Below are 22301 nucleotides of genomic sequence, written 5' to 3' on the forward strand. Positions count from 1 at the left end.
CCGGGCGTGCGCCCCTCGTACGCCGGGGCGCCGACCGTGGGTACAGACCAACAATGCGGCGCAACCCCCCGGCGCCGCTTCCCCCAGGCACCGGCGCTGCCCTGACGCCGGTGCTGACGGAGAAGGGCCCCGCGGCTCCGCCCCGCGGGGCCCTTTGCCATTGCCATGCCGCGTCCACCCGGCAGCCGAAGGCGACTCGCCACCTCAGATGTGACCCAGCACACATAAGTTTTCTGTCAGCGAAGAGCAACCATTCACAGTCGGCGCATGTCACACGTTCAGAACCAGGGGCCACGCCCGTGCCCCATACCTGGACGTCCTGAGGTCTTGAGGTCTTCATGAAGCTTCGCCGTGCCATGGCCGCAGCAGCGGCGACGGCTGTCATAGCCCCACTCGCCCTGCTGTCCGCGCCCTCCGCGTTCGCCGACGAGTCGCCCTCGCCCACCCCGAGCGAGACTGCGGTCACCGAGACCCCCTCGCAGAGCCCGAGCGACACCGCTTCGGCGACCCCCTCGGACCCCGCGCCCTCCGACACCGGCCTGCCGTCCGACGTGCCGTCGTCGAGCAGCGCCTCGCCGAGCGCGAGCACGAGCGATTCCACCTCGCCCTCCCCGTCCCCCTCCGTCTCCGCGTCGGCCTCCGCCGAGCCGAGCGAGGACCCGTCGGACCCGGACGTCCCGTTCTGCGAGGACCTCGACGAGAACTACGGCAACGCCCAGGTGTCCGCCGACATCAAGGGCCTGCCGGGCAAGATCGTCGCGGGCGACGGCTTCCACAACTTCAAGCTGATCGTCACCAACGACTCGAAGGCCGACATCAAGGGTGTCGCCTTCTACGCGGTGATCGAGAACTACGAGGTCGACGAGGCGAAGTTCCTCAGCCCGTACGTCGACCTGGAGTTCAAGAACCCCAAGACCGGCACCTGGGACCGGATCGGCGACGACGACTGGGCCGGCGACTACTTCTTCTACGTCGCCAAGCTGAAGGCCAAGGCGAGCGAGTCCGTCGATCTGCGCGTCAGCATCTCCAAGCAGGCCCCCGCGGGCGACGCCTACTCCTTCGGCTCCGGCGCCTACATCGACAACGTCGACGGCCAGGACTGCATCGCCGAAGGCTGGGCCCAGTACGACTTCCGGGTTCTGAAGGCCGGCACCTCGAACACCGACCCGGGCACGGCCACGCCGAACGACAGCGGCCCCAAGGACTCGGTCAAGAAGCCCCAGGGCAGCGTCTCCGACCTGCCGACCGGCAACCTCGCCGACACCGGCTCCAGCTCGGCCCTGCCGATGATCGGCCTCGTCGGCGGTGTCGCCGTCGTCGCCGGCGCCGGTGCGGTGTTCGCGATGCGTCGCCGGAAGGCGGGCACCGAGGCGTAGTCAGGCCTCCGCAAGAACAAGGGAAGGACCTGCGCTCGGAGGGGGGCGCGGGTCCTTCCCTTATTTTCCGGGCGCAGGTCCTTCTCTTGTTTCTCCGGACGCGGGTCCTTCTCCTCTTTCTCCGTACGTGTTTCTCCGTACGTGCCGTTATGACTGCTTCTTCGGCACTGCCGGTATCCCCAGGAACGGCAGCCGCAGCGCGCCGAACGCCTCCGCCGGGACCGCCGGGGCCTTCGGCTCGACCGGCTTCAGACGCTCGTACGTGGCGCCCTGGGCCGGCCGCGGGTCGGCCTCGCCGTTGTTCGGCCAGTACGACATCGCTCGTTCGGCCTGGGCGGTGATCGTGAGGGACGGGTTGACGCCCAGGTTCGCGGAGACCGCGGCGCCGTCCACCACCGAGATGCCCGGGTGGCCGTACAGCCGGTGGTACGGGTCGATCACGCCCGTCTCCCGTGAATCGCCGATCGGGCAGCCGCCGAGGAAGTGGGCGGTCAGCGGCATGCCCATCAGTTCGCCCACGTTGCTGCCGGCGAAGCCGTTGATCTCCGCGGCGATCGCCGTCGCGCTCTCCGTCGCCGCCCTGATCTGCTTGGGGTTGGGGGCGCCGTGACCCTGACGGGCCGTCAAAAGGCCTTTGCCCGCGCCCTTCGGCTTCAGGTAGGTGGTCAGGGAGTTGTCCAGGGACTGCATCACCAGGCCGATGATGGTCCGTTCCGACCAGTGGCGGTTGGAGATCGAGCGGAGGACGAGGAGGGGGTGGCGGGCAGCGTTCGCCAGCCAGCCCAGGGCCCTCGACGACCCTTCCGCGTACGGGACCTGGAGGATCGACAGGCCCCCCATCGAGTTCGAGCCCTTGCCGTAGCGGACGGGTTCGATGTGGGTGTTCTCGTCGGGGTGGATGGAGGACGTGATGGCGACTCCGCGCGTGAAGTCGACCTTCGCCTCGCCCGTTGCCCTGCGATAGCGGCGGTCGTCGGTCTGGGCGCCGACGAGCGCCTCCGAGTTGGTACGGGTCAGTTCGCCCAACCGGCCGGAGAGATGCGGGAGTTGGCCGCCCGCCTTCATACGGTGCAGCAGGGTCTGGGTGCCGTACGTGCCGGCCGCGAGGACGACACGGCGGGCCGTGAGGGTGCGCCCCCCGCTCTTCTTCCCGTCGGTGGGGAGGGTGGCCACCGCGTAGCCGCCGCGCGAGTCGTCCGTGACGGACACGACCGTCGTGAGGGGGTGGACGACCGCGCCCGCTTTCTCGGCCAGGTAGAGGTAGTTCTCGTTGAGCGTGTTCTTCGCGCCGTGCCGGCACCCCGTCATGCACTCGCCGCACTCGGTGCACGCCTTGCGCGTGGGCCCGGCGCCGCCGAAGTACGGGTCCGGGGCCTGCTCCCCCGGCGCCGCCTTCACCGCGCCCTCCCCTCCCTCTCCGTCCGCGCCGTCGCCGAAGAAGACGCCCACCGGCGCCAGATGGAAGGTGTCGCCGACGCCCATCCGCTCGGCCGCCGCCTTCAGGTGAACGTCGGAGGGGGTCATCGTCGGGTTGAGCCGTACGCCGAGCATGCGCCGGGCCTGGTCGTAGTACGGGCTGAGCTCCTCCTGCCAGTCCGTGATGTCACGCCACTGGGGGTCGTCGAAGAACGGCTTCGGCGGTACGTAGAGGGTGTTGGCGTAGTTCAGCGAACCGCCGCCGACACCCGCGCCCGCCAACACCATCACGTTGCCCAGCAGATGGATGCGCTGGATGCCGTACATCCCGAGCCTGGGCGCCCAGAGGTAGTTCTTCAGGTCCCAGGAGTTCCTGGGGAGCGTGTCGCGCGTGAAGCGGCGGCCCGCCTCCAGTACGCCGACCCGGTACCCCTTCTCGGTCAGGCGCAGGGCGGTGACGGAGCCGCCGAAGCCGGAGCCGACGACGATGACGTCGTAGTCATAGGCGTAGTCGTGATCGCTGTCGTACGACACTTGCTCTCCTCGTTGAGAACAGAACCTGCCTGGCGCGGCTGCGGCCTTGACGCAGCCTCAGCCCTAACGGAGCCGCAGTGCCTTCATCACCCTGAGGCTCCTGCTCATGAACTCCGCGTACTTCTCGTCGTCCATCCCCAGGGCCGGGGCCAGCGGCAGCAGGCGCTGCTGGGCGACCGTCTGGGCCTCGGTGTACTTGAGAATGCCCTCGGAGCCGTGGCGGCGGCCGAGGCCGGATTCCTTCATGCCGCCCATGGGGGACTGGACGCTGCCGTACGCGGCCGCGTAGCCCTCGTTGACGTTGACCGTGCCGCAGCGCACGCGGGCCGCGACGGCGCGGCCACGGGCGCCGCTCTTCGTCCAGACCGAGGAATTCAGGCCGTACGGCGTGGAGTTGGCGAGGGCCACCGCCTCGTCGTCCGTCTTGAAGCGGTAGATCGAGACGACCGGGCCGAAGGTCTCCTCCGAGCAGACGGCCATCGGGGTCTCGACGCCGTCGAGGATGGTCGGCTCGTAGAAGTACGGGCCGATGTCCGGGCGGGCCGTGCCGCCCGCGAGGACCTTCGCGCCCTTCGCGACCGCCTCGTCGACGTGCTTGGTCACCGTCTCCAGCTGGCGTTCGCCGACCAGCGAGCCCATGTCGGCGCCGTACGCCAGGGACTTGCCGAGCCGCATCGCCTTCGTACGGGCCGCGAAGCGCTCGACGAACGCGTCCGCGATCGACTCGTGGACGTACAACCGCTCGATGGAGATGCAGAGTTGACCGGCGGAGGAGAAGCAGGCCCGGACCGCGCCCGCCGCCGCCTTCTCTATGTCGGCGTCGTCCAGGACCAACATGGCGTTCTTGCCGCCGAGTTCGAGCGACACCCCGACCAGGCGCGCGGCGGCGCCCTGCGCGACCTCGCGGCCGGTGCGGGTGGAGCCGGTGAAGGAGACGTAGTCGGCGTGCTTGACGACCTCTGGGCCGATGACCGGGCCCTCACCGAGGACGACCTGGAAGACATCGGCGGGCAGCCCGGCCTCGATGAGCAGGTCCCGGGCCCAGAGGGCCGTGAGGCAGGTCTCCGTGTCCGGCTTCATCACGACCGCGTTGCCCGCGACGAAGGCCGGGATCGCGTCGCCGACCGACAGCTCCAGCGGGTAGTTCCAGGGGGCGATCTGGCCGACCACTCCTCGCGGGTGGCGCAGTTCGGTGACCTTGGTGAGCGTGGGCATCGCGCCCGCGTGCCGCTTCGGCTTCAGGTACCGGGGGGCCATGCGCCCGTAGTGGCGGGCGGCCACGGCGACTGCCTGGACCTCCTCGTGGGCGTGCAGGCGGGCCTTGCCGGTCTCCAGCTGGATGAGGTCGAGGACCTCGGCCTGGCGGGCCAGCACCAGGTCGTGGAAGCGGAGCAGCACGGCGGCGCGCTGCCGTACCGGGGTCTGCTCCCAGAGGGCCTGGGCTGCGCGGGCCCGCTCGTACGCCTTCTCCACGTCCTCGGGGGTCGACTCGGGCAGGTCGGCCAGCTTCTCGCCGGTGAACGGGGTGTGGTTGGCGGTGCGGCCGGAGCCGACGACACCCTTGGTGAGCTGGGCGACCAGCTCGGGGGTGACCACGTCGGCGGCGGTGCGGGCGCCTGTGGGCGCGGGTGCCAGGGGGTTCGTACCGGTGGGGGCGTCGGTGCCGGGCTTTACCGGGGCCTGCGAGTCCGTCATGAGCCGCAGCGTATGACGGACTCGCAGGCTTTGGGTACCCATGGGTAACCCGGATTCACCGAGTGCGCACACCAGGCTCGCATGCCGCCAGTGAGTGCTGGCAACGAATCCGCTGATCAGGGCGTTGGTGTCGCTCGCCGCCGGCTCGCTACCGCTCGATTTCGAGCTGGTCGCGCGCCCCCTTGAAGACTTCCATGCCCCGCTTCTCGTTCGCCGTCCCCTTGGGCATGTCGACGCGCAGCTCGTACAGACGCCCGTCGTCGGTCAGGATCTCCACCTGCATGACCCGGACGAGCCTGCCCTCGGTCTCGTACGTGGTGTCGGCCTGGACGGCCTCGTAGCCGTCGACGGTCGTGTCGGTGTACTGGGTGCGCGACTCGCCGTATCCCGACCAGGTCTCGGCGGCCTCATTCGCCTGCCCCAGGGGCGAGCGGGGCGCCTTGTCCCACATGGTGAGGCGGACCTGGATGACCTCGTCGTTGTCGTAGATCGCCATCCGGGGCTGGTCGGCGGCGTCGCCCTGCTCATGGAACCGGACGTACTGGCGGGGCAGGGCGAGGACCGCCTTCAGGTCCTTCTCCTCGTGGGCCAGCCAGCTGTCGAGGGTCGGCAGGACCTCCGTCGGCGCGGGAACGGAGGTGGGTACGTCGCCCGGGGTGGCGCGCGGCTCCCGCACCGCGACCGCCGTGTCCTCACCGCTGGTATCGATCACCGTGCCCTCGAACAGCATGCCTGCGCCCACGAGCGCGACAGCGCCGGCCAGGACCGCGAGGGCCACCCGCAGGGGGCGTCGGCGGCGCGGCGGCTTGGGGGCGGGCAGCGAGGTGGCGCGGGTCTCGGGGGAGAGCTCGGCGCCGACGGCCCCGGGTACGGGTGTGCCGGGTACGGCTGTCTCGGGCCCGGAAGCGGAATCGGCCCTGGTCTCGGACGGGGACTCCGGCTCGGGCTTGGACACAGGGGCAGGCCCGGACAGGGGGGCATGCTCGGACAGGGGAGCAGGCTCTGGCGCCCGGCCGTCAGCCTTCAGTCGTACCGTTCCCGCGTCGTCCGCGAACTCTCTTATTCCGACCGGCTCCTGAGCCTTCGTCAACTCCCCGCTCTCCGGCGCCTTCGGCAGGGGCCAGCCCTTGGCCACCGCTTCCAGGGCCGCCGTGACCTCGTCCGCGTCGGGGCGCTCGGCGGGGTCCTTCACCAGCAGTCGTACGAGCAACGGTCCGAGCGGACCCGCCTGTTGGGGCTGGACCGGCTCGGCGGCGAGAATCGCGGCGAGGGTGGACTCGAGGGTCGTACGGCGGAAGGGGGACCAGCCCTCGACGGCCGCGTACAGGAGTACGCCGAGCGACCACAGGTCGGAGGAGGGGCCGGCGCCCCGGCCCGACATGCGCTCGGGCGCGATGAACTCGAGGGAGCCGACGAACTCCCCGCTCATCGTGAGGGATTCCTCGCCCATGATGTGGGCGATGCCGAAGTCGGTGAGGACGACCCGGCCATGTTGTCCGAGCAGCACGTTGGCAGGTTTCACGTCCCGGTGGACGATCCCGACGGAGTGCGCGGCACGCAGCGCGCCGACCACGGCGAGGCCGATGCGCGCGGACTCGGCGGGCTTGAGGGCGCCGCGCTGGAGCACCTCGTGCAGTGACTCGCCGCGCACCAACTCCATGACGATCCAGGGGAGTCCGTCCTCGACGACGACATCATGGACGGAGACGGCCGAGGGATGGTCGACGCGCGCGGCGGCCCGCGCCTCCCGGTGCAGGCGGTGGGCGATCCGCTGGTGGGCGGCGTCCTGCGGGTCCCCGGGCAGCCTCGGCTGCTTGACGGCGACCTCACGCTCGACGAGTTCGTCCTGGGCCCGCCACACGGTTCCCATACCGCCGGAGCCGATGCGCTCGGTCAGCCGGTACCGGCCACCGACCAGCCGCCCCTCGTCGCCCTTGTACGCCCCACCTCTGTTCCCCCCACCCTTGTCCGCGCCGCCTTCCCCGCCGTTGCTCATGCCCCATCCCTACCCTGCGGGACCGACGCTTGTCGACGCCGGTTCAGGGCGTCCGTCGTACGGCGGGGCAGTGCCGTACGACCCACCGTCGCCGCCAGTTTGCGCAGCCGCCGCCAGTCCATCGGGGGCGTCGGCGCGGGAACGCCGGGTCGGTCACGGGGGACGCGGACGCGCAGGGCGCCCTGTTCGACGCGGCAGCGGACGGGGGTGGGCAGGACGAGGGCCTCGCCGTCGAGGCCTACCTCGATCTCGGGCAGGTCGGCGTCGACGACGACCTCGTGGGCGGTGACGACGGTCATGCCGGTGGCGTACCGGCCGAGCAGCAGTTCGGCGGCCTGGGCCGCGTCCTCGACCTTGATGCCGAGCACCCCGAGGACACCGGCGTCCAGGCGCTCGCGTCGGCCGAGGCCGGCGAAGTCGTCCATCCGGTACCGGTTGTTGCTGACCAGCACGGCCTGCGGCCCGTGCACGACCGTCATCCCGGACTGTTCTCCCGGTTGCTTCCGCGCCTGCGGGTACGCCGTCGCGGTCAGCGTCGGACCGCGTTCGAACGTGAGCAGCTCGGGCAGCAGTCCCAGGGTGGTGCCGACCTTGTCGTCACGGTAGGCGGGGCTCTGCACGATCGAGGCGTACGCACCGAAGGAGGCGTTGTTGACGAAGGGGCGGCTGCCCGCCGTACCGCCGTCGTCCGCCCTGTCGGCGCCGCTGTCGAGGAAGCCCAGATCCACCTTCAGCTCCACGCCGCCCGTGTCCGTGAGGGCGTCGAGGCAGGTCGCCGGGTCGTCCCGGTCGAGGCCGAGGTCCATGGCGAAGTGGTTGCGCGTACCGGCGGACACGACCAGGAAGGGCAGCCCGTGTTCGGCGGCGACGCCAGCGACGAGGGCCTGGGTGCCGTCGCCGCCGGCCACGCCGAGCAGATCCGCGCCCGCCGCGACCGCCTCCCGGGCCAGGGCGACGACGTCCTCGGGCTCTGGTTTGTCGGGGTCGATCAGGTGGACGCGGGCACCGAGCCGCTCCGCCTTCTCGCGCAGCCGGAAACGCTCGACCTTTCCGCCGCCCGAGCGCGGGTTCATGAGGAGGAAGGGCCTCAGGGGCGCGGGCGCCTCGTACTCGCGGACCGGCACGACATGGGACCTGGTGCTGCTCAGCGCGAACTTTCCGGCCCACACGGCGGCGCCCCACAGGGCGAGGGAGACGATCGCCAGCCACAGCAGGTTGGCGGCGGCGAAGAGGGCGACCACGGCGATGGGGGTGGCGACGGCGAGCACCGCCCCCACGCCCCGCACGAGGCCGCGCCTGGCGAGCGCCCACCACAGGCCGGAGGCGGTGAGCACGGCCCCGCCCACGCCGACCACTCCGAGCAGCAGGCTGTCCAGGCCCGCGTACCCGATCGGCAGCAGCACGGCCAGCCCGGCGGCTCCGAGCGCACCGCGCGCCGCCCAGCGCTGCCGGGCATGCGCACGCCCGAACAGCTCGATGCCCACGCCGGTGTCCATGTCCATGTCGACGTTTTAGCAGAGTTCCTGTTCAGCCTGCTCACAGGAGGAACAAAGCGGGGCGCTCTCACCTTGAAGACACGATCAGGTCACGGTATCTTCACGAACCAGTCGCCACGCATATCCGATAACGGCGCGCGCATTCGCACTTCACACTTCGCACTGTTTGGAGAACGTGCCGATGACCGTGCCCGAAACGAATTCTCTGAGACAGCACGAAACAGAGATAAGGCACCACGTCTCGCGGGCCGAACTGCGGTGCACCCGGGTGCGGTTGGACGGATACGCGTACCCGCACCGGGTCGAGACCGACGACTTCACCACCGAACTCGTCCTGCGCGAGCGGGAGTCGGGAACGGAGTACCGACTGCCCGTCACGCGCACCGCGTCCCCGTGCATCGGCGCCGAGGAGGATGAGGAGGACGAAGGTCGGTACTCGTACGAGAAGGCCGGATTCGAGGCGGACTTCGACATCGACACGGTCGCCGACGGAACGCCCCTCGCCGACGGGCTGTGGGACATATCCCTCGCCGTCGGCGCCAAGGCGCTCACGCGCGAGGTACGCATAGGCAGCAGCCGGGCCGACCGGCTGTCCGGCCGTCCCGACGTACGGATCGTGGAGACCCTACGCGGCAGGCGGGCCGTCACCCTCTACACCACCGTTCCGTACGGCAACTACACGATCGACCTCGGCGAGCGGAAACACCCGGTGCTGAAGCGGCTCGCGTTCGGCGACATCCGCTGGCACGCAGGCCGCCCCACCGAGCTGCTGATAACCGGCCGCTGCACGCTCGGCGCGTACCCGCGCGGGGCCCTGACCGTGCACCTGAGCAACGCGGAGGAGGCTGATGCCACGGCGGTCTTCACCGCTGTACAGCCCCCGCACAGCGAGCAGTTCACCGTCCATGTGCCTGTCGCCGAGCTGGGTCCGGGCGTGTGGAGCGGCGAACTACGGCTCGGGGAGCGGGCGTTGCCCCTGCCTCAGCCGCCGAAGGGTCTGGGCGCGGTCAAGTGGTGGCGTCGGAGCGGCCTTTGGCACGCGAAGCCGGTTTCCCGTCCCGGCGGCGGATTCGCCCTGCGGGTGGGCAGGACCGGGAAGGCGGGACTTCTCAGGGCGGCCGTCCGTCTCTGAAATCGCCGCCTCCATCGATTGTCCGGTCACCCACCCGCGACGAAGGTGTCCAGGACGACATCGAAATACTCCTTGGCCTCCCGCACCTTGCCGACGGGCGCCGACACCCACACGTCGTACATCCGCCCGCCCTCCTCCCAGCACAGGTCATAGGTGTGCCGCGGCCCCTCCGCCGCACTGAAGCCGTCCCACGTGAACTCCCAGAGCGCGGCGACCTGTTGGGCGTGCACGGTCTCGGTGACCCGCCCGTCGCGGTAACCCGGGTTCGCGGAGGCCCCGTTGGCGTCGGCCCTCTCCATCACCGCCAGTGGGCCTCCCGGTTGGGGGTCGGTGATCTTGATCCCGAGTCTGAAGGTCTCCCCCGGCGACAGATAGAAGACGCGCTCCTTCTGCGCGGTGCGCGTGAAGCCGTCCGGAACGGCGAGCGAGAAGCCGCGCGGGTCGTGGGCGAGGCGATAGCCGGAGGGAGCGGTCTGGGAAGAGGGGGAGGAAGGGGAGGAAGGCCCGGGTGTACCGGGCGGCACAGAGGCCGCGCTGGGTGACACCGACGCCGCTGCCGTCCCAGACGCCGTCGGCGTGGCGGCGGCCGTCCCCGACACCGTCGCTGTCGCCGTCGCTGTCGTCGTGCTCCCCGGCCTCTCGCCCTTGCCGTCCCCCGAGTGCATCAGCAGCGCCGCCGCGGACACCCCCGCCCCGGCCAGCGCCGCGACCAGCACCGCGGCAACGAGCGCGGTCCGCCCGGAGGGCCGCGGCGACCGGTCCGCCGTGCCCGCGGGAGCCATACGGGAAGTTGCCGTACGTCGAGAGGCCGTCGGCGTCGCCTCCCGGCCGCCGGGTTCCTCGCGCCTCTGGGTCCTGGCCTGCTGCCGGCCCGGCGTGTACCCGGCCGTCAGCTTCGGCGTACGCCCGGTCGCCCGGAACGCCCGCAGCATCCGTTCCGCCTCCGCCGCGTCGAGGCGCCTGACGGGATCCCGTTCGAGGAGCCCCCGTACGACGGGCAGAAGCGGCGCGGCCTGCGCCGGTGGCCGTACCTCGTCGATCACGACGGCGTGCAGGATGCCGCCCAACGAGTCGCGCCGGAAGGGTGACTCGCCGCTCAGGGCCGTGCAGAGCAGCGCGCCGAGCGACCACAGGTCGGACTCCGGCCCGGTTCTGACGCCGGACATCCGTTCGGGCGCCGTGTACTCGGGCGAGCCGACGAAGGAGCCGGTCTCGGTGAGCGTCGTCGCGCCCGCGACCTGGGCGATACCGAAGTCGGTGAGGACGATCCGGTCGGTACCGTCCTCCAGGAGCACGTTCGCCGGCTTGATGTCCCGGTGCAGCACACCCGCGGCATGGGCCGTACCCAGGGCGCCCAGCAGGGCGATGCCGATCCGGGCGGCCTCGTCGGCGTCGACGGGGCCGCGCCGGGAGATCCGGTCGGCGAGCGAACCGCCGTCGATCAACTCCATGACGATGTACGGGCGTTCGTCGTCCTCGACGACGTCGTGCACGACGATGATGTGCGGGTGGCTCAACTGGGCGACCGCGCGCGCCTCACGCAGGGTGCGGTCGCGCCGCAGCCGAGCCTCGTCCGTCGAGAGAGAGGTGTCCTGCGTCAGCTCCTTGACCGCGACCCGCCGTTCGAGCAGCTGGTCGGTCGCCCGCCAGACGACGCCCATGCCGCCCCGGCCGACTCTCGCCTCCAGGCGGTACCGCCCGGCGATCACACGGAAGCTGTCCCCCTCGGTCCCCATGAGCCTCATCATGCCGCACCGGAGGACGCGACTCCGGAGCGGTGAGCAGCGGATGACCGACAACCGCCGTACAGGCCCGTTGTGCACGGGGCTCGATCAGCCGGAGTTCGGACGCCACCCGCGCAGCACCGCCGCGAACTGCTCGCGCGCGGTCGCCCAGTCGGCCGCCGGAGCGGACATGTAGAGCAGGTACTCGGCCCCGTCCCGGCCGAGATACGCCTGCTCGATGGCCCGCCGCGGCCCCGGGAAGGCCGAGTCCTTGGCCAGCGCGGTCCAGGTGAAGTCCCAGAGCGAACCCTTCCGGTCGCGGTAGACGTTCGACTCCAGGCTCACCATCTGGTAGTCGCGGAGCCGCTTGAGCTGCTCTTCCAGGTCGAGTTGGTGGAGGTAGGGGTCTTCGAAATCCGGGCTCTGGTCGATGGCGATACGCAGGAAGTGGTTCCCGCCGTCGGGCGAGTAGTCGATCTGGCCGTTCTCCACCGTCCGCGTCCACCCCTTCGGCAGCGAGAGGCTGAAACCGGCCGGATCGTCGACACGCTCCCAGTCCTTCGGCACGGCGTTCGGCACGGCGGAGGGCTGTCCGCCCGCACCGGCGGAGGCAGAAACAGAGGCAGAGGCAGAGGCAGAAGGGGTGACGGACGGTGTGGCGGACGGAGTGGCCGCGGCGGCTGAACCGGCCTTGCGTGCCCCCGAGTTCCACTGGTGCAGCGCGACCGCGCCACCCCCGCCGACGAGCACGACCAGCGCGGCGACGAGAGCGATCGTACGACCCCGGCGGCGCGGCCCGACAGGGGCGACAGGAGCAACGGCGATCCCCTGGTGCGGCGTAGGAGAGCCGACTGCCGCCCCGCCTATACGGAAGGTCCCGACGTCCCCCTCCCCTGGCATCCGCACCGACCCGGCATGAAGTGTCGGCACGTACTGCTGGGCCGCGCGGGGCCGTCGCCCCTCCGCCGCCTCCGCGAGCATCTGCTCGGCCTCGGCCGCTCCGGGCCGTACGGCGGGATCCTTGAGGAGCAGGGCCGTGATGACGGGCTCGAGCGGACCGGCGTACCGCGGCTCGGCGGGCTCGTCCTCGACGACCGCCTGCATGGTGGTCAGCGGGGAGGTGCGGCGGAACGGCGACCGGCCCTCGACCGCCGTGTACAGCGTGGCGCCGAGCGCCCACAGGTCGGAGGACGGTCCCGGGTCCTCGCCGCGCAGCCGTTCCGGGGCGAGGTAGTCGACCGATCCGACGATCTCTCCCGTACGGGTGATGGTCGTGTCCCCCTCGACCTGGGCGATGCCGAAGTCGGTGAGCAGGACACGGCCGTCCTGAGAGAGGAGGACGTTGCCGGGCTTGACGTCCCGGTGGAGCACACCGGCGGCGTGCGCGGCCTGCAGTCCGCGCACCACCCACAGGCCGACCCTGGCGGCCTCGCGCGGCTCGACACGGCCGGCGTCCTTGACCGCGTCGGCCAGCGAGTTGCCCTCGACGAGCTCCATCACGATCCACGGCCGGCCGTCGTGGTCGAGTACGTCGTGCAGGGTGACGACGGCGGGGTGGTTGATCCGCGCCGCCGCGCGCGCCTCGGCGCGGGTACGAGCGAGCAGGACGGCCTGTTCGCTCTCGGACACGTACAGCGCGGCCGTCAACTCCTTGATGGCGACGGCACGGTGCAGCAGCTCGTCGTGCGCACGCCACACCCGGCCCATGCCACCGCTGCCGATGACATCGACGAGCCGGTAGCGGCCCGCGAGGAGCAGGCCCTGCATCTGATTCACGTTTCCCCGCAATGGTCTTGACAGGGGCAAGCCTAAGGAGACCTCTCGCCTGAGGGAACCGCAGGGGCCCCTACGGGGACAGCACTGTGACGGTTCTGCCCGCCCGACAGGGCCCCGCTGTCAGCCGGTGGACTGGTAGGTGGCCGACGCCTGCTCGTACAAACGGGTCACCTCGTCCCGCTCGGCCTCCGGTCCACGCACCTGAACCACGTGGTACCGCCCGTCGACGATGATCGCGAGATTGCGTACGAACACCTCGCTGCCGGAGCTGTTCTGCCAGGTGAACTGCCCCTCTGCCATGGTCCGTCCGCCCACCTCGATGGTCCGCATCCCGCTGGACGTGGCCCAGGTGGAGTCGCGGAACGGCTGCAACTCGTACTCCCGCTCCCGCTGGTAGGCCATCGGATCGGCGCCGTACGCCTTGGTGGTGTCCCGGCCCGGTACGACGATGAGCTGGAACGAGCCGTGCGAGTAGACGACCTGGCCGCGCCCGTTCTTGCCCGTCCGGTCCCAGCCGTCGGCGACGGCGATACGGAAGCCGTCAGGGTCGGTGCGCACAGTGAAACCGGCGGCGGCATCGGGGCCAGGGGTCGCCTGCCCCTCGGACGAACCGGCCGACGGGGAGGCGCTGTTGCTCTTCCCGCTGCCGGGCGAGGTCTGCTCGGGCCGTGGCTCGCTGCTCGCGTCCGGGTTGTCGGCCGACCGCTCCGGCGAAGCGCTCACCTCCCCGGCGGAACCGGTCCGCTCCCCGTCCTGCGCTCCGTCGCTCTTGGCCTTCGGCATGAAGAACATGGCGTACGCGATCGCCGCGACCAGCGCGAGCAGTATCAGGAGGAGCAGGTTGCGGCCCAGCTTGCGCGGCGCCTGCTCCTGCCTGGCCCGCTTGTGCCGGCCGTGCGGACCGGTCGCGGGCAGGCCTGCCCGGCGCCTGCGCACCAGCTCGCCCCTGCGCCGCACGATCGGCAGCCGGCGCGGATCGGTGGGCGGCGCGGCGACGAGGTGCACGCCGGCCTCCGGCTCCGGTGCCGACCGGACGAGGGAGCGCAGCCAGCCGTTCAGCTCTTCGAAGTCGAGCCTCTCGGTGGGGTCCTGACGCAGCAGCGACTCCACGACGGGCCTGAGCGGCCCGCATTCCTCCGCGAAGGCGGGCGGCTCGGCACACACCAGCTGAACCAGCTCGGCCGTCGACTCCTCGGGGTAGGGCGCATGCCCCTGTACGGCCCTGAAGAGCAGCGCGCCGAGCGCCCACAGGTCGGTCGCGGGACCGATGGGCGGGGCCAGCTGCCAGTTCTCGTGCACGGGCCCGGCCTGCTCGGGCGCCCAACGCTCGGTCACCGCCCCGACGACAGCCATCCGGGCCTGCCGCGCCCGATCGGCGGCCAGCGCGGTGGCGGGCCCACGCCTGGGGGCATCGGCGACAGCCATGTCACCCCAGCGGCCCGTCGGTTGGCCGACGCGGTCGGCCGACGGGGACTGGTCCTGGGGGTGGCCGTGAGTGAGCGGGCGGGGCTGCTGCTGCGGAACGCTGTCGGCGACCCTGCTCGGCGCGGCGCCGCTTCCTCCGGCGGGGAGTGCGGTACGCGCCTGCCCGGCCGGTCCGGCGCCCCCGGCCGCTGGACCGGCGGCACCGTTCCAGGCAGTCGTCGTCCGCACGCCGTAGGGGTCTGCGATCTGCCCCGGAGGCGGAGTGGCCGGGGCCCGCTCCACTCCGGTGCCGTACGCACCGACACCGCCACCGGTGTCACCGGCCGCCTCGATCGAAGGCCGGGCGCCGGGCAACGCGGTGCGCCCGCTCTGCTCGGCCTCCTGAACCCGGGCCGCGGCCCGAGCGCCCGCCCGGTACGCGGCGATCGCCCCGGCCCGCGCCGCCCGAATGTCCCCGCCGGTCTCCAACGCCCGCGGCTCACCCCCAGCGGCCCCTCCGTTGCTCCCCTCGACGCCGGCCCCGGGCACCCCGCCACCGGCCCGCGCCTCGATGGCGGCACGCCGAGCAGCCTCCGGGTCCGTTGCGGAATCCCCGGCGAACGTACCTCCGACAACCCCGTAACTCCCGCCGGGATGCCCCGGACCGCCGACCCCACCGCCGGTCAAGCCCTGCGGCCTCGCCACGCCCGGCCCACCCGCCGACGAAGCCGGTGACTGCCCGTACCCACCGCCCCCGCCGCTACCGCCCGCCGAACCCGCACCGGTGCGCGCCTCGATGGCGGCACGCCGGGCAGCCTCCGCATCCCCTGCGAACGTCCCCCCGGAAACCCCGTAGCTCCCGCCCCCACCAGAATGCTGCGCACCACCGCCGGCCCCCGGAGCGCCAGCTGCAGCCGTGCTCGCGCCTCCTATGGCCTTCGCGTCCTCCGGCGCCCCAGGCGCGTCCCGGCCGGGCACCGGGTCGTACCCGCACAGGGCCTCTTCCGCCGCCCCGGCCGCCAGGCCGGTGAGCATCACGCGCCCGTCGTCGCAGACGAGCACCGTGCGCTCGGTGATGTTGCGGTGCACCCAGCCATGGGCGTGCAGCACTCGGAGGGCCATGAGGACATCGGCAGCGACCTCGGCCGCGCGGTAGGGCGTCAGCGGCTTCTCGGCGAGCAGCGACTCCAGTGATCGGGCCGGTACCAGTTCACTCACTATCCACAGCGAACCACCCTGCGCGAACACGTCGAAGACCTGGTCGAGCCGTGGATGATCGGGGATGGAAGCGGCAGCCTGCGCGGCCTCGATGGCACGCCGTACGGCCGGATCGCTGGGCCGACGGGTGGCTGCGGACCGCGTGTCAGCGCCTCGCGCCCGACGCCCGTCCCGCGCCACGAACCCGTCCGGCAGCCCGTCCGCGTCGAGCACCTCGGCCTCGACGACTTCGGGCAACGGCACCTGCCTGACCAGGACTTCCTGCCCGCTGTAGGTGTCGAAGGCCCGAATCTCGGACTGTTCGAACTCATCGGCCGGCGGCAGCGGCAGGCGGTAGCGGTCGGCGAGTACCCGCCCCGCATATTCCTCCACGATGCCTCCCCCGGCCGTCCGGCTGCTCAATTCCGTTCGCCATACGTCCCGTTCTGCATGCGTACGGTCCGCAACCACTCACGATACGTGCCGGAGGCAACTCACAAAGAGGGGATTCGAGATCTCACGGCCTCAACTCGGAAGCGCCCGCATCACGATTTCGGCTCGAACGACTCCGTGAACGTCCGCCATGTCTCCTTGCGCAGCTCACTGTCCCAATTCGACGCTTTTGCCGTGTACATGAGCCCATACCCGAGTTGGTCGGTGACGACGAACCCCCGGTCCACCGACCGGTACGTGGTCCCGCCCTCCGCGTAGGTGAACTCCCAGTCGGCCGTGTTCCAGCCCCGGTAGTTCACCTTCTCTATTCGGATCCTGTCGTACTGCGAACGCGTCATGTACTGCTCTTGGTTCTTCCAGTCCGCCACCGGATCGTCCTTGGGCGTAGTGGTCCACCCAACGAGGAGCTTCTGCCCGCCCGGTCCTGCGAACCGGGCGCCCGAGGCCCCCGTGGACTCGTACTTCCACCCGGCGGGCAGTCCAATGGAGAACCCCTGCCCATCCGTGTGCGTGGACACACCCGTCGCCCCACCGGACCCACTCGCCGTCGCACTCGGCGAGTTCGCCGAGCCGGCCCCCGCACCCGAGCCGGTCCCTGCACCCGCGCTCTTCGAGGCGTCGGCACTCTGCCCGCCGTCCGCACGGGTGCCGTCGTCCGTGTCCTCCTTGGTTTCGGCGGAGCCGGAGGACGTGGACGTCACCTTGTCCCCACCGCTCTTCGTCCCGTCGGCGGAACTGCCGGTGGACTTGTCACCCCCGAGCACGAGGGCCAGCACCACGCCGAGCACGATGACGGCGACGACGACCACCGCGATGATCACCAGCGTCCGCTTCGGCACGACGTCGGTGAGCGGCGCCCTGGGCACGGACCGACGCGGCAGATCCGGCGGCGGCACCACGGGCCATCCCGAACTCCGCCCCCCGGCACCGGGGTTACCGCCCTGAGACTCGCTGCCCTGAGCCGCACGGTCCCGAGCCTGACCGTCCCGAGCACCGGGAACGACAGCCCCCTGAGCAGCGCCCCCGGCCCGCTTCCCTGAGTCCGCCGCACCGCCGCTCTTCGCAGCCTCGTCCGCCACACCGGCGGAAGCCACACTCCCCGAGACCGCGGTATCGGAGGCCGCAGCCCCCGCGCCCGCACCAGCCCCGGCCTTTTCCCCGGACCCGGAAGCCCCGGAAGCGTCAGCAGAGTCAGCAGAGTCGGCGGACTTCGTCCGAACCGCCGCCCCCGCTCCGGCACCGGCCGCGACGGCAGCCTTCTTCACGGACCGGAAGGCCCCACGGAACCGCTCGGCGGCTTCCTCGCCCCGCTTCCCCCCGGAGCCCGAGTCGGCCGAACTCCCGCTCTCCGCGCCCTTGTCGGCTCGCTTGCCCTTGCCGGGGATGACCGGCAACGGCACGACCTTCGTGGCGTCCAAGGGCTCCGGCTCGGCCGGCTTGGGCTCGGGTGCGTGGATCACCGCGTTGAGCATCCTGCGCGCACCGGCGTCGTCGAGCCGCTTGGCGGGATCCTTGGTGAGCAGGCCGTAGATCACGTCCTTCAGCGGGCCCGCGTTCTTCGGCTCCTCCAGCTGCTCCGTCATCACGGCGGTCAGCGTCGCGATCGCGGAACCCTTGTCGTACGGCGGCACACCCTCGACCGACGCGTACAGCAGGCCGCCGAGCGACCAGAGGTCGGCAGCCGGGCCGGGCTTGTGGCCTCGGGCCCGCTCCGGCGAGATGTAGGAGGGCGCGCCGACGAGCATGCCGGTCGAGGTGATCGACGGGTCGCCCTCGACCTGCGCGATACCGAAGTCGGTGAGGACGACCCGGCCGTCCTCGGACATCAGCACGTTCGACGGCTTCACGTCGCGATGCAGGATGCCCTCACGATGCGCGGACCTGAGCACATCGAGGATCGCGAGCCCCACCTCGGCCGCGCGCCGCGGCTCCAACAGCCCGTCCTCACGGATGGCCTCGGCGAGCGACTTGCCCTCGACGAGCTCCATCACGATCCACGGCCGGTCGTCCTCCTCGACCACGTCGAAGACGGTCACGGCGCTGTTGTTGCGGATCCGCGCGATCGCCTTGGCCTCGCGCAGCGTCCGCGTGATCAGCCGCCGCTTCTCCTCCTCGTCGATACTCCCCGGGAACCGCAGCTCCTTGACGGCAACCGTCCGGCCGAGGGTCTCGTCCTCCGCGCGCCAGACGGTGCCCATGCCGCCGCGGCCGAGGACTCCTCCCAGCCGGTACCGCCCGGCGAGGAGACGCTCACTCCTGTCCTGACGGGATGCTCCCGCCCGCTCCGCCTCCGACATGCGTCCCCTCATGCAACCCGCCCTGACAGAGCCTCCATTGTCCCTCACCCGACAACCGGCCGATGCCCCGGGTGCCCCTCGGGACGGACGGCGGCCTGTGGGAAGGGAGCCCGCGCGAAGCACGCCTTCTGCCGTCCGACCTGCTCTCACTGCCTTCCCCCCTCCCGAATGAACACGGACCCGAGCGCGGACCCGGCCCTCGAACCGGCTCCGCTCGCCGCTCAGTTCTGCCCCGGCACCCCGTAGAACGGACAGGTGCCGAGCAAAGATCCCAGCTCACGACACCCGTTCGAGTGACGTTCAGGAATTCGAGGGGAACGCGCTGGAAGCCGCCGGAAGTTCAAAACCGGGCCTTCGAACCGTTTCGAGTCGTAAGTTCCGGAGCTGTCAGAGCGGCACGATGTCCGGCGCGCCCAGCCTCGCCGCGTCCGCCGTCAGGTCGTCGGGCTGCCGCTGCGACTCGCGTTCCGCCTCCACCCGCTTGTCGTAGTGCTCGACCTCGCGCTCGATCTGATCCTTGTCCCAGCCGAGGACGGGCGCCATCAGTTCCGCCGCCTCACGGGAACTGCGCGTTCCCCGGTCGAACGTCTCGATCGAGATCCGGGTCCGCCGCGTCAGTACATCGTCCAGATGCCGCGCGCCCTCGTGCGAGGCCGCGTACACGACCTCCGCCCGCAGATAGTCGTCCGCCGCCTGCAGCGGCTCGCCGAGGGAGGAGTCCGCGGCGATCAGGTCGAGGACCTCCTGCGCCAGCGAGCCGTACCGGTTCAGCAGGTGTTCCACGCGCACCACATGGAGTCCGGTGCGCGCGGCCGTCCGCGCCCGGGCGTTCCACAGTGCGCGGTATCCCTCGGCGCCCAGCAGCGGCACGTCCTCCGTCACGCACTCGGCGACCCGCTGGTCGAGCCCGTGCACCGCCGCGTCGACCGCGTCCTTCGCCATCACCCGGTACGTCGTGTACTTGCCGCCCGCCACGACCACGAGCCCCGGCACCGGATGCGCCACGGTGTGCTCGCGCGAGAGCTTGCTGGTGGCATCCGACTCACCGGCGAGCAGGGGCCGCAGACCCGCGTACACGCCCTGGACGTCGTCCCTGGTCAGCGGCACCGCGAGCACCGAGTTCACATGCTCCAGCAGATAGTCGATATCGGCGCTGGACGCGGCCGGGTGGGCCTTGTCCAGGTCCCAGTCGGTGTCCGTCGTCCCGACGATCCAGTGCCGGCCCCACGGGATCACGAACAACACGGACTTCTCGGTGCGCAGGATCAGCCCGGTCGTCGAGTGGATCCGGTCCTTGGGCACAACCAGATGGATACCCTTGGACGCCCGGACGTGGAACTGCCCGCGCTCGCCGACCATCCCCTGGGTGTCGTCGGTCCACACCCCGGTGGCGTTGACGATCTGCCGGGCGCGGATCTCGTACTCCCCGCCGCCCTCGACATCCTCGACTCGCGCACCGACAACGCGCTCCCCCTCACGCAGAAAACCGGTCACCCGCGCGCGGTTGGCGACCTGCGCGCCGTACGCCGCTGCCGTGCGCACCAGGGTGGCCACATAGCGGGCGTCGTCCATCTGCGCGTCGTAGTACTGCAACGCTCCGACCAGCGCGTCCTTCTTCAAGGCGGGCGCGACGCGCAGAGCGTGACGGCGGCTCAGGTGACGGTGCGCCGGCAGGCCCCGCCCGTGCCCGCGGGCCATCGACATCGCGTCGTAGAGCGCGACACCCGCCCCGGCGTACAGCCGCTCCCAGCCCTGGTGCTGAAGCGGATACAGGAACGCCACCGGCTTCACCAGGTGCGGAGCGAGCCGCTCCAGCAACAGCCCGCGTTCCTTCAACGCCTCCCGCACGAGGGCGAAGTCGAGCATTTCCAGATAGCGCAGGCCCCCGTGGATGAGCTTGCTGGACCTGCTCGACGTGCCCGATGCCCAGTCACGGGCCTCCACCAGCCCCGTGGACAGGCCGCGGGTCACGGAGTCGAGCGCCGTGCCCGCACCGACCACGCCGGCGCCCACAACCAGCACGTCCAGCTCACGCTCGGCCATTGCTGCCAGTGACTCGGCGCGCTGCGCCGGTCCCAGTGCCGCTGTCCTCATCGCTGCCTCCCGCTCTCGGTCGCGCCCGCCGCGTCCGTACGACCAGCCGACTGTGGTTCCGCCGTACGTCTGCGCCTGCCCTGTCCCCCTGCCCGAATTCTGACCGGGTTGCCCGACTTCGGCCACCACCCGCCCTCAGCCTGTGGACAACCCGCACAGAAACACCGGCGGAAACTCGCCCACCCAATCCCGCATATCGGTCATATTTACTCCTAGTCTGACATTGCGCTCGCCCGTCCAGTCCACAGGGTTTGCGCACCTGTCCCGCTTCGGCTATTGGGAAGGACGGCCCACGCATGCCCGCAGACCTCGCCGTCATCGGACTCGGACATCTCGGCCTGCCACTGGCCCAGGCCGCCGTCGCCGCCGGCATCCCCACCCTCGGCTACAAGACCGGCCCCGAGGCCGGTTCCCTCACCGCCGCCGAACTGCGCCGGATGCTCTCCGGGGGCTTCCGGACGGCCGCCGGCCCCGCCGAACTCGGCCGCGTACGCACCGCCGTCATCTGCGCGCCCACCTCGCGCGGCGCCGACGGAACCCTGGACCTCAGCCAGGTGGAGGCTGCCGCTCGTACCCTGGCCGCCCGTCTGCGCCCGCACACCACGGTGATCCTGGAGTCGCCCGTACACCCCGGCACCACGGAGGAGTTCCTGCGCCCCCTCCTCGAAGAGGGCTCCGGACTACAGGCGGGCCGCGACTTCCACCTCGCCTACTCCCCCAGCCGCGTCGACCCCGGCAACCGCGACTTCACGCCCGCCAACACCCCCAAGGTCATCGGTGGCCTCACCCCCGCCTGCACCGAGTCGGCCGCCGCCTTCTACAGCCGGCTCACCGACAAGGTCGTACGCGCGCGTGGACCTCGGGAAGCGGAAACCGTGCAGCTCCTGGAGACCAACTTCCGGCACGTCAACATCGCCCTCGTCAACGAGATGGCCGTCCTCTGCCACGACCTGGGCGTCGACCTGTGGGACGTCATCCGCTGCGCGGAGACCAAGCCGTTCGGCTTCCAGGCCTTCCGCCCCGGCCCGGGCGTCGGCGGCCACGCCGCCCCCCAGGACCTGCACGGCCACACCGGCCGCACCCTGCGCATGGTGGAACTCGCCCAGCAGGTCAACAACCACATGCCCCAGTACGTCATCCAGCGCGCGGCCACGCTCCTCAACGAGCACGGCAAATCGGCCCGCGGCGCCCGCGTCCTCCTCCTGGGCGTCACCTACAAGCCCGACCTCGCCGACCAACAGGGCTCCCCCGCCCAGGAGATCGCGATCCGCCTGATGGAACTGGGCGCCTCCGTCAGCTACCACGACCCTCACGTCCCGTCGTGGAGCGTCCTGGACCGCCCCCTCCCGCGCGCGGACTCCCTCTACGAGGCGGCGGCCGACGCCGACCTGACGATCCTCCTCCAGCAGCACCGCACGTACGACCTCCAGGGGCTGTCGGTGAAGGCGCAGCTGCTTTTGGACACACGGGGGGCCACGCCTACGGGGGCGGCGCATCGGTTGTGAACAGGGGCGCGTGCAGATGGCTACGCCTCCGGGGCCGGTGGCGTGGGGTGCACTTGCGTCGGTAGCGTACGAAGTGGAGGCCGCCGCAGGGTCTAGCTGCGGCAGGCTCCTGAACGGGTTACGGGGGTCCACCCCTATCTCTCTTAGGGGCGGCCGCTCACCATCCGTACGTCCACAGGATGCCCCGCCTCCGGCATCGGGCCGCC

12 protein-coding genes are annotated in these 22301 nt (G+C 71.2%); 3 read left to right on the forward strand and 9 right to left on the reverse strand.

Translation table 11 applies throughout. The annotated features are described in order from the left end of the window. Positions 1-338 precede the first annotated feature (338 nt). Complete coding sequence (locus OG734_RS16765) at positions 339-1376, forward strand: LAETG motif-containing sortase-dependent surface protein (protein WP_330288308.1); 1038 nt, start codon at positions 339-341, stop codon at positions 1374-1376. Between the two features lie 147 nt (positions 1377-1523). Here the strand turns inward: OG734_RS16765 and OG734_RS16770 are convergent, their stop codons facing one another. The 4 genes from OG734_RS16770 to OG734_RS16785 form a co-directional block, all read right to left on the reverse strand. Next, positions 1524-3326, reverse strand: coding sequence for a GMC family oxidoreductase (locus tag OG734_RS16770; RefSeq protein WP_330288309.1), 1803 nt, complete (start codon positions 3324-3326; stop codon positions 1524-1526). Between the two features lie 63 nt (positions 3327-3389). Continuing rightward, positions 3390-5021, reverse strand: a complete 1632-nt coding sequence (locus OG734_RS16775) for a succinic semialdehyde dehydrogenase (RefSeq protein ID WP_330288310.1) — start codon at positions 5019-5021, stop codon at positions 3390-3392. Between the two features lie 148 nt (positions 5022-5169). Then, positions 5170-7017 carry a serine/threonine-protein kinase gene (locus OG734_RS16780; protein ID WP_330288311.1) on the reverse strand — a complete coding sequence of 616 codons (1848 nt, stop codon included), beginning with the start codon at positions 7015-7017 and terminating at the stop codon, positions 5170-5172. Further along, the gene (locus OG734_RS16785) at positions 7014-8501 is read right to left on the reverse strand and encodes a diacylglycerol/lipid kinase family protein (RefSeq protein WP_330293686.1); all 1488 of its coding nucleotides are present in this window, start codon (positions 8499-8501) and stop codon (positions 7014-7016) included. Before OG734_RS16785 ends, OG734_RS16780 begins: the two co-directional genes overlap by 4 nt. A gap of 193 nt (positions 8502-8694) precedes the next feature. Between OG734_RS16785 and OG734_RS16790 the strand changes: the two genes are divergently transcribed. Continuing rightward, positions 8695-9645: a hypothetical protein gene (locus OG734_RS16790; protein ID WP_330288312.1), complete on the forward strand. Its 951-nt coding sequence runs from the start codon at positions 8695-8697 to the stop codon at positions 9643-9645. 26 nt (positions 9646-9671) lie between these two features. Here the strand turns inward: OG734_RS16790 and OG734_RS16795 are convergent, their stop codons facing one another. From OG734_RS16795 to OG734_RS16815, 5 genes are all read right to left on the reverse strand, one after another. After that, positions 9672-11381 carry a serine/threonine-protein kinase gene (locus OG734_RS16795; RefSeq protein ID WP_330288313.1) on the reverse strand — a complete coding sequence of 570 codons (1710 nt, stop codon included), beginning with the start codon at positions 11379-11381 and terminating at the stop codon, positions 9672-9674. A gap of 96 nt (positions 11382-11477) precedes the next feature. After that, complete coding sequence (locus tag OG734_RS16800; protein ID WP_330293687.1) at positions 11478-13136, reverse strand: serine/threonine-protein kinase; 1659 nt, start codon at positions 13134-13136, stop codon at positions 11478-11480. Between the two features lie 129 nt (positions 13137-13265). Further along, positions 13266-16139 (reverse strand): protein kinase domain-containing protein, encoded by a 2874-nt coding sequence (locus OG734_RS16805; RefSeq protein WP_330288314.1) that lies wholly within the window; start codon positions 16137-16139, stop codon positions 13266-13268. Between the two features lie 152 nt (positions 16140-16291). Next, positions 16292-18496, reverse strand: a complete 2205-nt coding sequence (locus tag OG734_RS16810; protein ID WP_330293688.1) for a serine/threonine-protein kinase — start codon at positions 18494-18496, stop codon at positions 16292-16294. Positions 18497-18883: 387 nt separating this feature from the next. Further along, on the reverse strand, positions 18884-20590 hold the full coding sequence (locus OG734_RS16815) for a glycerol-3-phosphate dehydrogenase/oxidase (protein WP_330288315.1): 1707 nt from the start codon (positions 20588-20590) through the stop codon (positions 18884-18886). A 296-nt stretch (positions 20591-20886) separates the two neighbouring features. Here OG734_RS16815 and OG734_RS16820 point away from each other — a divergent pair, with 296 nt between their 5' ends. Then, the gene (locus OG734_RS16820) at positions 20887-22095 is read left to right on the forward strand and encodes a nucleotide sugar dehydrogenase (RefSeq protein WP_330288316.1); all 1209 of its coding nucleotides are present in this window, start codon (positions 20887-20889) and stop codon (positions 22093-22095) included. The last annotated feature ends 206 nt before the right edge of the window (positions 22096-22301 follow it).

Origin of the sequence: Streptomyces sp. NBC_00576, from assembly GCF_036345175.1 — a bacterium.
Taxonomy (GTDB): Bacteria; Actinomycetota; Actinomycetes; order Streptomycetales; family Streptomycetaceae; genus Streptomyces.

Excerpts from the sequence above, each read along its gene's own strand:
- OG734_RS16765 (WP_330288308.1), top strand. The coding sequence starts at position 339 with ATGAAGCTTCGCCGTGCCATGGCCGCAGCAGCGGCGACGGCTGTCATA.
- OG734_RS16775 (WP_330288310.1), bottom strand. The coding sequence starts at position 5,021 with ATGACGGACTCGCAGGCCCCGGTAAAGCCCGGCACCGACGCCCCCACC.
- OG734_RS16780 (WP_330288311.1), bottom strand. The coding sequence starts at position 7,017 with ATGAGCAACGGCGGGGAAGGCGGCGCGGACAAGGGTGGGGGGAACAGA.
- OG734_RS16790 (WP_330288312.1), top strand. The coding sequence starts at position 8,695 with ATGACCGTGCCCGAAACGAATTCTCTGAGACAGCACGAAACAGAGATA.
- OG734_RS16795 (WP_330288313.1), bottom strand. The coding sequence starts at position 11,381 with ATGGGGACCGAGGGGGACAGCTTCCGTGTGATCGCCGGGCGGTACCGC.
- OG734_RS16800 (WP_330293687.1), bottom strand. The coding sequence starts at position 13,136 with ATGCAGGGCCTGCTCCTCGCGGGCCGCTACCGGCTCGTCGATGTCATC.
- OG734_RS16810 (WP_330293688.1), bottom strand. The coding sequence starts at position 18,496 with ATGTCGGAGGCGGAGCGGGCGGGAGCATCCCGTCAGGACAGGAGTGAG.
- OG734_RS16815 (WP_330288315.1), bottom strand. The coding sequence starts at position 20,590 with ATGAGGACAGCGGCACTGGGACCGGCGCAGCGCGCCGAGTCACTGGCA.
- OG734_RS16820 (WP_330288316.1), top strand. The coding sequence starts at position 20,887 with ATGCCCGCAGACCTCGCCGTCATCGGACTCGGACATCTCGGCCTGCCA.